The organism is Salinivirga sp. (assembly GCF_035268865.1).
Classification (GTDB): Bacteria; Bacteroidota; Bacteroidia; order Bacteroidales; family Salinivirgaceae; genus Salinivirga.
In genome coordinates, this window is sequence record NZ_DATFKB010000105.1 from 1 (window position 1) to 11272 (window position 11272).

The 11272-nt window shown below is 39.8% G+C and carries 14 protein-coding genes; 9 read left to right on the forward strand and 5 right to left on the reverse strand.

Translation table 11 applies throughout. From position 1 onward, the window contains the following. A partial coding sequence (locus VJ937_RS06580; RefSeq protein WP_324066097.1) for a DUF1643 domain-containing protein occupies positions 1-419 on the forward strand: 419 nt, incomplete at its 5' end. A 114-nt stretch (positions 420-533) separates the two neighbouring features. Here the strand turns inward: VJ937_RS06580 and VJ937_RS06585 are convergent. Both VJ937_RS06585 and dxs read right to left on the reverse strand, forming a co-directional pair. After that, the gene (locus VJ937_RS06585) at positions 534-1439 is read right to left on the reverse strand and encodes a DMT family transporter (RefSeq protein WP_324066098.1); all 906 of its coding nucleotides are present in this window, start codon (positions 1437-1439) and stop codon (positions 534-536) included. Between the two features lie 54 nt (positions 1440-1493). Continuing rightward, positions 1494-3383 carry a 1-deoxy-D-xylulose-5-phosphate synthase gene (gene dxs / locus VJ937_RS06590; protein WP_324066099.1) on the reverse strand — a complete coding sequence of 630 codons (1890 nt, stop codon included), beginning with the start codon at positions 3381-3383 and terminating at the stop codon, positions 1494-1496. Positions 3384-3664: 281 nt separating this feature from the next. Here dxs and VJ937_RS06595 point away from each other — a divergent pair, with 281 nt between their 5' ends. Continuing rightward, the gene (locus VJ937_RS06595) at positions 3665-4075 is read left to right on the forward strand and encodes a bacteriohemerythrin (RefSeq protein WP_324066100.1); all 411 of its coding nucleotides are present in this window, start codon (positions 3665-3667) and stop codon (positions 4073-4075) included. Between the two features lie 4 nt (positions 4076-4079). On the opposite strand, the gene VJ937_RS06600 is transcribed toward VJ937_RS06595, so the two are convergent. From VJ937_RS06600 to VJ937_RS06610, 3 genes are read right to left on the reverse strand one after another with little or no spacing between them, the layout of a single operon-like run. Beyond that, positions 4080-4889 (reverse strand): DUF3108 domain-containing protein, encoded by an 810-nt coding sequence (locus VJ937_RS06600; RefSeq protein ID WP_324066101.1) that lies wholly within the window; start codon positions 4887-4889, stop codon positions 4080-4082. Continuing rightward, positions 4889-5200, reverse strand: a complete 312-nt coding sequence (locus tag VJ937_RS06605) for a thiamine-binding protein (RefSeq protein ID WP_057953283.1) — start codon at positions 5198-5200, stop codon at positions 4889-4891. Before VJ937_RS06605 ends, VJ937_RS06600 begins: the two co-directional genes overlap by 1 nt. Before the next feature lie 12 nt (positions 5201-5212). Continuing rightward, on the reverse strand, positions 5213-5989 hold the full coding sequence (locus VJ937_RS06610) for a radical SAM protein (protein ID WP_324066103.1): 777 nt from the start codon (positions 5987-5989) through the stop codon (positions 5213-5215). 275 nt (positions 5990-6264) lie between these two features. Between VJ937_RS06610 and rnhA the strand changes: the two genes are divergently transcribed. The 7 genes from rnhA (at position 6265) to VJ937_RS06645 (ending at position 11157) form a co-directional block, all read left to right on the forward strand. Next, positions 6265-6822, forward strand: coding sequence for a ribonuclease HI (rnhA, locus tag VJ937_RS06615; RefSeq protein WP_324066104.1), 558 nt, complete (start codon positions 6265-6267; stop codon positions 6820-6822). A 10-nt stretch (positions 6823-6832) separates the two neighbouring features. Continuing rightward, positions 6833-7423, forward strand: coding sequence for a phosphoribosylglycinamide formyltransferase (gene purN, locus VJ937_RS06620; RefSeq protein WP_057953281.1), 591 nt, complete (start codon positions 6833-6835; stop codon positions 7421-7423). Positions 7424-7432: 9 nt separating this feature from the next. Beyond that, positions 7433-8200, forward strand: a complete 768-nt coding sequence (gene yaaA, locus VJ937_RS06625; RefSeq protein WP_324066105.1) for a peroxide stress protein YaaA — start codon at positions 7433-7435, stop codon at positions 8198-8200. 82 nt (positions 8201-8282) lie between these two features. After that, the gene (locus tag VJ937_RS06630; RefSeq protein ID WP_324066106.1) at positions 8283-9188 is read left to right on the forward strand and encodes a leucine-rich repeat domain-containing protein; all 906 of its coding nucleotides are present in this window, start codon (positions 8283-8285) and stop codon (positions 9186-9188) included. An 84-nt stretch (positions 9189-9272) separates the two neighbouring features. Further along, entirely contained in the window at positions 9273-10028 is a 756-nt protein-coding gene (locus tag VJ937_RS06635; protein WP_324066107.1) for a ParA family protein, read from the forward strand. A gap of 2 nt (positions 10029-10030) precedes the next feature. Continuing rightward, positions 10031-10447 carry an STAS domain-containing protein gene (locus VJ937_RS06640; protein WP_324066108.1) on the forward strand — a complete coding sequence of 139 codons (417 nt, stop codon included), beginning with the start codon at positions 10031-10033 and terminating at the stop codon, positions 10445-10447. An 11-nt stretch (positions 10448-10458) separates the two neighbouring features. Next, complete coding sequence (locus VJ937_RS06645; RefSeq protein WP_324066109.1) at positions 10459-11157, forward strand: HAD family hydrolase; 699 nt, start codon at positions 10459-10461, stop codon at positions 11155-11157. Positions 11158-11272 lie beyond the last annotated feature (115 nt).

Sequence of the window (11272 nt, forward strand, 5' to 3'; positions counted from 1 at the left end):
AAGATCTCGATAATACCGTTAGGTCAGTAGAGCGATTAACGTACAATAATGGATTCGACAGCTGGATCATGCTCAATATTTATCCCCAACGGGCCACGCATCCGGTAAATATTCACAAACGACTCAACAAAAAACTGCATACACAAAACATGGAAGCCATTTCACAACTCATAGGGCAGTTTAAAAAAGTTAACCTCTGGGCTGCCTGGGGTACACTCATAGCACATCGTCCATATTTCAGGTCCTGCCTTGCAGATATTTGCCAAATTGCCGAAAACCACAATCACCAGTGGCTCAGCATAGGAAACCTCACAAAAGCAGGGCATCCCCGACATCCGTTGTATTTAAAAGCCACCACTAAAACTCAGCCTTTTAACATGCCGGAATATTTAAAAAATCTTGTAAAACAAAACGCCTAATATTCAGAAAGTATTAAGTGATTCTTGCCTGGGTTTTTGAACCGATGCCGCTGGCATATTATATCTTGTAATACAAATTATGCACAGATTCGAAATTCATTGAGGCGTCGTATACTATTTTTTCAGGAAAAAATACCTTCTCCGCACAGTGCTGTAATGTGGTAAGAAAAGCCCCACAACTACAAATGCCACTCCGGTTACAGTTCGCCAGCTTAACTCATCGCCAAGCATATACCAGGCAAACACCGCTGCAAATACCGGAATTAAATTGGTAAACATATTGGCCTGTACAATGCCAATTTTCGAAATACTGTAAACAAAAAACAGATAGGCCATAGCAGATGCTACCACGGCCAGTTTTAGCAATGGCCAAATATTATCAAAGGTAAACTCCACTGCCAGGAAATTATCCAGGTCAAAAACGAGGAATAGTGGCAAGAACAAAACTGCTGCTATAAAATTCTGATAAGTAATAATGGTGAACGGATTGTATTTACCCGAAAGTTTCATAATTATTGCTGAGTACCCCAGCGCTGCTATTACAGCCATGAACATAAAAGCTACACCAATGGCCGGTGCTTTCCATTCGAACCCGGCTTTGGTAACCACCAACACTACACCCACAAATGATATGGCCAGGCCAATGACATTAAGCAAGGTTATCTTGTCGCCAAAAAATATGCGGGCCATAACGGGCGTAAGCAAAGGAATAACTGCGATTATAACCGCTCCTTCGGTAGGCGAAACGTAATGCATGCCATAACTTTCGCTAAAAAAATACACAAATGGTTCAAAAAAAGCCAGGGAAAGAAATGTAAAACGGTCTTCTTTGGCAATGGGCTGCAGCCTTCTGATCAATTTTGTGAATACAAACAGCAAAACAGATGCAATAGTGAGCCTCAAAAAAACAGTGCCAATGGGTGTAAAAACCTCATAAACCTGTTTGTACCATACAAAAGTAAGGCTCCAGCATAGCATTGCTATAAATACGGTGATATATCCTGCCCTGTTGTTGCTCATTTGCGGAATAAAAATTTAAAACCGCAAAGGAACAATTTTTTGGCGACATAGTATCTAAGCAGATACGATTTCCTTTACAGTTTTCACGATTCCCGCAGCATCAAAACCACACATACGGTAGAGTTCAGCAGGCTTACCGTGCTCAATAAATTTATCTGGAATACCTAAACGCACAATTTGGGCCCGGTGTCCGTGTTCTGCGGCATATTCTATAACAGCACTTCCCAAACCACCAATGATGGTGCCGTCTTCTACGGTAATTATTTTTTGAAATTTATTGAACACTTCTTCTAAAAGATCCTCATCAATAGGTCTCAAAAAGCGTATATCGTAGTGGGCCGGTGTAATATTTTCAGATTTGAGATGATTAATGGCCTGTTGCACGAAATTCCCGGGATGCCCGATTGAAACAATAGCAACTTCTTCGCCATCTGAAACTTTTCTTCCTTGCCCAATTGGCAAATCATTCATAGGTTGTTTCCAATCGATCAGCATTCCACGACCTCTTGGATAGCGTATAGAAAAAGGCCCTTCTTTGTAGTTTTGTGCTGTATACATCAAATTTCGAAGTTCCGTTTCATTCATTGGGGCACTCACAATCATATTGGGCACACTTCGCATGTAAGCCATATCAAAAGCGCCATGGTGTGTTGCTCCATCTTCACCAACAAGGCCACCACGGTCGAGACAAAAAACAACCGGTAATTGCTGTAATGCCACGTCATGTACAATTTGATCGTAAGCACGCTGCATAAACGTGCTGTAAATGTTGCAAAAAGGTGTTTTTTGTTCTGCCGCCAGTCCTGCAGAAAAGGTAACAGCATGTTGCTCTGCAATTCCCACATCAAAACAACGGTCGGGCATCTCTTTCATCATGATGTTCAGAGATGAACCTGCGGGCATTGCGGGTGTAATACCAACAATTTCTTTGTTTTGTCTGGCAAGTTCCAGCAATGTATGTCCAAACACATCCTGATATTTGGGTGGTTTGGGCGTGCCATCGTCATCTTTTATTTTCAGGCCTGTATTTTTATCGAATTTACCCGGCGCATGCCATTCTGCAGCATTGAGCTCCGCTTGTTTAAACCCTTTGCCTTTTTTTGTAATGCAATGGAGCAGTTTAGGGCCCGGAATATCTTTCAGGTCATTCATCACGTTGACCAGGTGTACCACATCGTGCCCGTCAATGGGCCCGAAATAACGAAAGTTGATGGCTTCAAAAAAATTACTTTGCTTCATGAGCAAAGATTTTATACTGTTGTCAACTTTTTGAATAAGACGCTGTGCTGTAGGCCCGAGTCGGTTAAATTTGCCAAGCATATTCCAAACCTCATCCTTGAGTTTATTGTAAGGTCTTGAGGTGGCAATGTCGGTCAGGTACTCTTTAAAAGCGCCCACATTCGGATCAATGGCCATATCGTTGTCGTTCAGTACGACCAGAATATTGGCATTTTGCACACCCACATTATTCAAACCTTCCATAGCCATGCCTCCGGTTAGGGCACCATCGCCAATTACAGCTATAACATGTCGATCATCTTCTTTGCGTAGCTGAGCTGAAACAGCCATTCCAAGAGCGGCACTTATGCTCGTGGATGAATGACCAACACCAAAGGCATCGTATTCACTTTCTGAACGATTTGGAAAACCGCTTATTCCTCCGAGTTTTCGATTGGTCTGAAACCGGTTTTTGCGTCCGGTAAGAATTTTATGACCGTAAGCCTGGTGGCCTACATCCCAAATTAAACGGTCATACGGTGTGTTGTAAACGTAGTGTAGGGCCACTGTTAATTCTACTGCACCAAGGCTGGCTCCAAAATGGCCGGGGTTGGCACTTACCTCGTCTATAATAAATTCGCGCAACTCATCAGCAAGCTGAATAAGTTGTGGTTTATCGAGTTTTTTCAGATCAGTGGGATATTCAATTTGATCCAGTAATCCCATAGGGCAATTCAACAAAGATTTTAGCCTACAAAGATAGCAATAATTTCGGGAAACATTATAGTAATACAGGGGCTTTGCACAAAACAATCAGCCACTGGCAATCAACTAAAAATAAACTCACGAACAACAAAAAATGCAAAAAAACATGCAGGTTATCCTGTAAAAACAAGCAATATTACAGAATCTGGGCATCAGTGAATTATGATTCCATTACATGAGAAATATCATTGTATTTGGGTGTTTTTACTTGATATTTGTATGTAGATCAAACAGATAATTCAATGAATGCAAACGACTATATTCAGTGGCAACCGGAATTCATGACCGGAATCGAAAAAATTGACGAAGGACATCTTCAGTTTATAAAAATACACAACCAACTTGTGGATATTATGAATAAAGATTTTTGCCGCCAAAAGATAGTCGAGTTGCTTTATGCCTTGATGCACTACGCAGAGCACCATCTCATTAACGAAGAAATTTACTACCAGGGGTATGACGGTTTTGCCGAACATAAGGTCAATCATCAAAAGTTCATTGAAAAAATTAACCAAACTCAGTCATACCTGGCAAATGATAGTAGCCCCGAAGCCTGCGATGAGTTACTGGCATTTCTGAAAAGCTGGTTCAAAAATCACATTCTGGAAAAAGACAAAGCAGCTGTAGATTACGTTAAAAGCATTCAAAAATAAGTTGCTATTCTCCTTTACCCAGCCAGCCACTCAACGGATATTTTATGTTCTGATAACCAGTTAAAAAAGCCTTTACCTTACCCAATACTATTTTAGCTTCAACCAAAACGGGTATATGGTTACGATCATCGGTGGCCCAAACGGTCATATCTTCACCACCCTCAAAAATGGTCCCTTCAACAAGCAAAATGTTAAACTTCACACATTTATAAATGTCTCCGGTACGGGTCTCTATGGTTTCTTTCCCGAGATATCGAATATATAAATCATACAATTCATTATCGATAATAAAGGTGATGGGGATTTTCTCTCCAATTTTTCTGTGATCAAAATCTAAAGAGCGTGTGTAGTATATTGCAGAAAGCACATCAAAAGTACAATCGGGAAAAGCAATGGTGTCCATGGCCTTTCCAAAATCTGAATTATCTGTATCGGTATAAATCAGGCTGTCGGAATAATTAAAGTGGTATTTATTGTTTACACGGTAACTCCCTTCCCTGGTGTTGCGATGGTAAAACCAGGGTTGAAGTGTTTCTACATTAACCTTAGAACGGAAGGTATCTCTAACTTTATATAACCAATCGTATTTGGGCAAACTTGTACCAATGGAGGTAAAATTATACGCACGTTTATTTGCGGTATGTGTAACCGTAAACTCCACGTCAGCTGCCTCCAGCCAAATAAAGTTCCAGTTAAAATAGGCTTTGTAAGTGAGCTTTTCGCCTGCCCGAAAAACCTTTTGCTCTATCCCACACTGGCCAAAAGCACCCTGCACAGCAAACAAAAATACGAGCAAATAAAAACGCCTTATCATCAGTGGTTTACTTTTCCGATTTTTCCTTCCACCGATGCAATTTTACCTTCGAGCCGCCCCATTTCGCTCTTTTTAATATCAAACTTGGCCGTACAATAAATACGGTCTGAGTGTGGTTCAAGTATTTGCTGCGCTTTATTTAAAATTTCGGTAGCTTTTGCCATATCAGGTGTTTCTACAATGGTTCCCATTGCACTAAGTTTATACGGATAACCTGAATTGCGCACCATATCGATAATCTGGCTCACATATTCGCTAACACTTATGCCTTTGTCTGTAGGAAACATAGCAAATTCCAATAACACATTCATAGCATTTATAATTTATGATGAAACGAGCACTTCTATACCCAAAGAACGCGCTTTTTCTGCAATTTGTTCCAGCTCATCTTTACTCACAGCTTCAATGCCTTCTGCTGCGGTTTCACGAGCAATGGTATAAACCATAATTCGCTTAGGGCCAATCTCCTTAATTGCCGACAACCAGGCTGAAATTTCTTCATCCGTTGTATTGTCAACCTTGTAGCCATCATATTCTCCTTTGATAAACATACTTTGTATGGTAAGATTACCCTGAAACTTTTTTAAGCTCTCGATGAGCGTATCAAGGTTGAAGTTTCCAAGCGGGCAATTTATCTTTTTAATGGTTGCTTCAATCCCACTATCTAACTTAAGAATATTATCGTCTACTTTTTGAAGCACATGAAAAATACGGGGCTTATGTACCAGTGTGGCATTGCTTAAAATAGATATGCGCGCCCCGGGAAAAAGCCGCTGCCGTAACTTGAGGGTATCTTCTACAATCTCTACAAAAGCAGGATGCATGGTGGGCTCACCATTTCCGGCAAAAGTAATGGCATCTATAGGTAAATTTTTCTGACTTCTTTCTGTTAAAACGCCTTCAAGCTTGCTGATAACGTCTTCGCGGGTGGGAAGTACGCCTACATTTGAACCCTTATCTGTCCATCCACATTCGCAATAAATACAATCAAAAGTGCAAACCTTGGAATTCGTTGGTAAAAGATTAATACCCAACGATACACCCAGGCGTCTGCTTTTTACCGGGCCAAAAACGGTTTTATCGAATAAAAATGTACTCATAAGTCGAAAATTTCCTGCAAAAGTAGTGAAAAATAGTGATTAGCGATGTTTTATACCCCGGATCAATGGGTAGTAGGATGTTTTTTAATTCAATGCGCAAAGTTGCTCAAAATTACACATGACCATATAGTGTTTTCAAAAAAGCATCTAATTTTTTGTGTGCCCGGTAATAAAACTTTCAAGAACTAAGCCTGTCCTGAAAACCGGGATCCTGTTCATTTTGAAAATCATGACGTCCCAATTCCCGGGATAACTGTTTTCAAAATAAACGTGACGTGATACATTCTACATGTCGAAATACAGTTATTGGAATTTTCTTAAGGGCACTATATAACATTTTAATTACTTTTGCAGATATGGGAGAAGCTATTACAATTCACACAGACGGTGCAGCGCGGGGAAATCCGGGACCTGGTGGGTATGGCATTGTGATGCGCTACAAGGGGCATGAAAAAACCATGGCCGAAGGTTATAAAAAAACTACAAATAACCGCATGGAATTACTGGCTGTAATTGTAGCGCTGGAGCAATTAAAAACCAAACAAATTCCTGTAAGAATTTATACCGACAGCAAATATGTAGCCGATGCTGTAGAGCAGGGCTGGATTCATAACTGGGAAAGAAAACAGTTCAAAAAAACAAAAAACCCCGACTTATGGCGGCGCTTTTTGAGCATTTACAAACAAATACCCGATATTAGATTTCACTGGGTGAAAGGCCATGCCAATAACGAACTCAACAACAGGGCCGATGAACTGGCTGTGGCAGCCTCAAAATTACCCACGCTGAAAATAGACGAAGGTTACCAGAATAATAACGAAGAACTTTTTTAAAATATAAGATATGAATTGCGACCACCCTAAAAAGCGCATTGCCATTTTTGCCAGTGGCTCAGGAACCAACACAGAAGCTATTATTAAATATTTCGAGAACAATGCCGAAATTTGTGTGGCCAGCATATTTTCCAACAACCCCGAAGCTTATGTGCTTACAAGGGCTAAAAATCACTACATACCCGCTTTTACATTTAACAGAAGTGACTTGTATAAAACCAACAGAGTACTAAACCTGCTGCAGGAGCAAAAAGCCGATTATATTGTACTGGCTGGTTTTTTATGGCTAATTCCGACACACTTAATTAATAACTATAAAAACCGCATTATAAATATCCACCCGGCTTTACTTCCCGAATACGGCGGCAAAGGTATGTATGGTGACAGGGTACACCAAAAAGTTTGGGAAAACGGGGAGCCTGAAACCGGTATCAGCATACACCTGGTTAATGAAAAATACGATGAAGGAAAAATTATTTTTCAGGCTACCACGCCTATTGAAAGAGATGACACGCCTGAAATTATAGCCTCAAAAGTGCATGAACTGGAATATCAGCATTACCCCCGAATTATAGAACAATTTATCCGTTCAGATGTATAGCAAATAAAAATGCTTTTTATACTATCACCTGCAAAAACACTGGATTTTGAGCACGAAGCTCCGGTAAAGAACAGTTCGCAACCCCTGTTTAAAGATGAAGCGGCCATGTTAATGGAGCAGCTGAAAAAATTATCACAGGACGAGTTATCGAAACTCATGAATGTAAGTAACAAAATTGCTGAACTCAATACCATCAGGCACCAAAACTGGCAAAAATCACATACTCAAAAAAATGCAAAACAAAGCATTTACGCCTTCAGGGGCGAAGTATACAATGGTTTAAATATTGAACAGTTTGATGAGCAAGACCTTGAGTTTGCACAGGGCAGCCTGCGCATTCTTTCCGGATTATATGGAATTTTAAGGCCTTTGGACCTTATTCAACCCTACAGACTCGAAATGGGAACCAAACTTACGAATACAAACGGTAAAAATTTATACGAGTTCTGGAGTGACCAACTTGCCAAAACCCTTAATAAGCAGGGAAAAGAAAACGGCACAGACACCCTGGTAAACCTGGCTTCAAATGAGTATTACAAAGCTGTTAAAAAAGATGCTTTGAAACTCAATGTAATTACACCCGTATTTAAAGAATTAAAGGACGATAATTATAAAGTAATTGCTATTTACGCTAAAAAAGCCAGAGGATTGATGTCTGCATATATTATTCGAAACCGCATAACTCATGCAGAAGATTTAAAAAACTTCTCCGAAGCGGGCTACATGTATGCCGAAAATTTATCTTCATCAAAAGAAATGGTCTTTACACGTGGTTAAATCGTGCACTTTATGTAAAATAAACGATTAGATGCACATTTTAACAAATTATTAGTATTTTTGGATAAATAAAACCATACTTATGGATAGGGAAGAGCTCGTATTTTTTATAAAAAAGGCTAAAGAAAAAAACTCTAAAAGTCTTGACTTATCAAATCGGGATCTGGAAGAAATTCCGCCCGAAATTGGCGAACTCACGCAATTGGAACACCTTGACCTAAGTTACAACTACATTAAAACAGTTCCACGCGAAATTGGCAAACTCATAAATCTGAAAACCTTACTGTTACTCAAAAATCAGATTAAAGCACTTCCTCCCACCATTGGGCACCTCAAATCACTTGCACTGCTTGACATTAGCCACAACGATTTTACCACTTTCCCAAAAGAAATTGGTTTTTTATCGAACCTCAAATCGCTTGATGCAAGCTATAGTGAGCTAAAGACTTTACCCATTGAATTCATTGAGCTGTTAAGCCTTAAAGAACTTTACCTGGAAGAAAACCCCTTTGAATTTCCTCCACAAAAAGTCATCAAACGCGGGCTTTATGCCACAATGCATTACCTGACCACAGAAAAGAAACGATTAGATGCTGCCAAGGTAATGCTGCAGGTTTTCAATATGCCCGAAACACTCCAGGCGCCTTTTCAGCAATATCTCGGTTATTTTAACGACCTGGTTTCCAATGCCAACGAAAAAGAGGTGCGTTTCGATATAAAATTTATTAAGCACGATGATCTTGGGGAAAAAATCGATGTGAAGGTTGGCGTAGAAAATTATCTGTATGATTTCATGGATTTCATTAAATCAAAAATTGAAGAAACAAAAAACAGTAAAGACGAAAAGAAATTTTCTATTGTAGACTTACAGGTTGCAGAACTCAGGAAGCAAATTGCAGAGTTCAACAATTCTCTGGAATCAAAAATGAACGAAATTCAAACCATTCAGCATAAAATGAACGATTTTCTTAAAAATCTGGAAAAGTAACCCCTTCGCACAATCACATAAAAACACCTGTTTTTTCTCGCTTAAATTTCGTAATTTGCAGCATACCCGTAAATTAAAATTGGTATGGCAAAAATTTATGCATTTTGTAACCACAAAGGCGGTGTAGGAAAAACAACTTCAGTAATTAATCTTGGTGTTGGCTTTAGCAGGAGAAAACAAAAAACGCTGCTCATCGACCTCGATCCGCAATCGAATCTCTCTCAATCTCTGGGACTGGAAGAAAAAACCGGCAATAATATTTACGGAGGACTAAAAGGCGATTATGTGCCCGAACCTTTTGTGATAAACAAAAACCTCCATGCCATACCCGCCGTGCTCGATTTATCGGGAGCAGAACTAGAACTGGCTGCTGTGCCCGCCAGAGAGTTGTTGCTCAAAGAAATTGTTGAACAGGTTAAAAATCCTTACGACATTATACTAATCGATTGTCCGCCCTCACTGGGCTTACTAACCATGAATGCACTTGCAGCGGCTGATGAAGTTTTTATTCCCGTACAATCAGAATATTTAGCCGTACATGGATTAAAAAAAATTATGGAAACCATCGACATTGTACACAAACGCCTGAACAACAGGTTAACTTTAGGTGGTTTGTTCCTCACCCAATACGACAAACGCAAAGTGCTTAACCGCGACATAAGGGAAACTGTGGGTGAAGCATTTGGACAAAAAGTTTTTGATACTGTAATTCGCAACAACATAGCACTGGCAGAAGCACCTGTAGAACAAATGGATATATACCGCTACAAAAAAGACAGTGCAGGAGCCCGGGATTATGCAGCATTGACACGTGAAATTTTACAAAAAAATCTTGCTTAACTATGGCAAAAAAAAGTTTTAAAAAAGGCGTTAAAAACGTCATCGATTCAATAGATGCGGGCACAGAGCAAGCCTCTTCACCCAAAAAGCAACCAGCTGCCAAAACACAAAAAAAAGCAGCATCGCAAAAAACAAAACCAGCCAGAATAAAACTTGGGCCTGCCTATACTGTGCAAAACTCAAATGAACTTAAAAGCACCCTTGAAACGGCACTGAAGTCCAAAGAAAAAATAGAAATAACTTCAGTAGAAATCACAGAAATTGATGTGGCCTTTATACAACTTCTAATGGCTTTTGATGAAGAGGCAAAAAAACAAAAAAGAGCTGTTGATTACGATATTCGCTTATCCAGCGATGTAATCCAAATGCTTGGTACAATTGGCATGAAAGATGCAATGACTGTGTTTACCAAAAAATAGGCCACCAAATTATGCAGTTAGACCATATTAAAATTCTGGGTTTCGATGCCGACGACACCCTATGGAACAACGAAACATTTTTTCGTGAAGCAGAAGTAGATTTTTTTCAGCTACTTAATGAATACGCTCCCAGGGCACAGGTGGAGAAAAAACTTTTTGAAATTGAAATGCAGAATCTTGAGCAATATGGGTATGGTATAAAAAGCTTTGTGTTGTCGATGACTGAAACAGCCCTGTTCATTACAGACCAGAAATTGCCGGGTCGCATTACACATGAAATACTTGAAATTGGAAAAGCTATGCTGGCCAAACCGGTAAAATTACTTCATGAAGTTGAAGAAACCCTTGGGAAACTTACCGAAACACACGAACTTGTGGTTGCTACCAAAGGTGATCTGTTGGATCAGCAACGGAAACTCCGAAAATCGGGCCTCGCAAAGTATTTCCATCATATAGAAATCATGCCCGATAAGCAAATTACAGACTACCAGAACATGTTGTCCCGTTTGAAAATTCCGGCACAAAATTTCTTTATGACAGGCAATTCCATTAAGTCTGATATTTTACCGGTACTTGAAATGGGTGGCTACGCCATGCATGTGCCCTATCACACTACCTGGGTGTACGAAGATGTGAATGACGATATACAATCGCCCAACTTTTACCGCGGCAAAACACTGGCCGACCTGCTGAAAATTATCGAAGGATAGGGCTGCGACTTCTGAACCTATTGATGATAACACCTACATAGTCTCAGCAAGAAAACTACCAGTTTTTGCGTGTGCCTGGTAATAAACCGAGATTTGTCATTAGGAATTTGCAAAA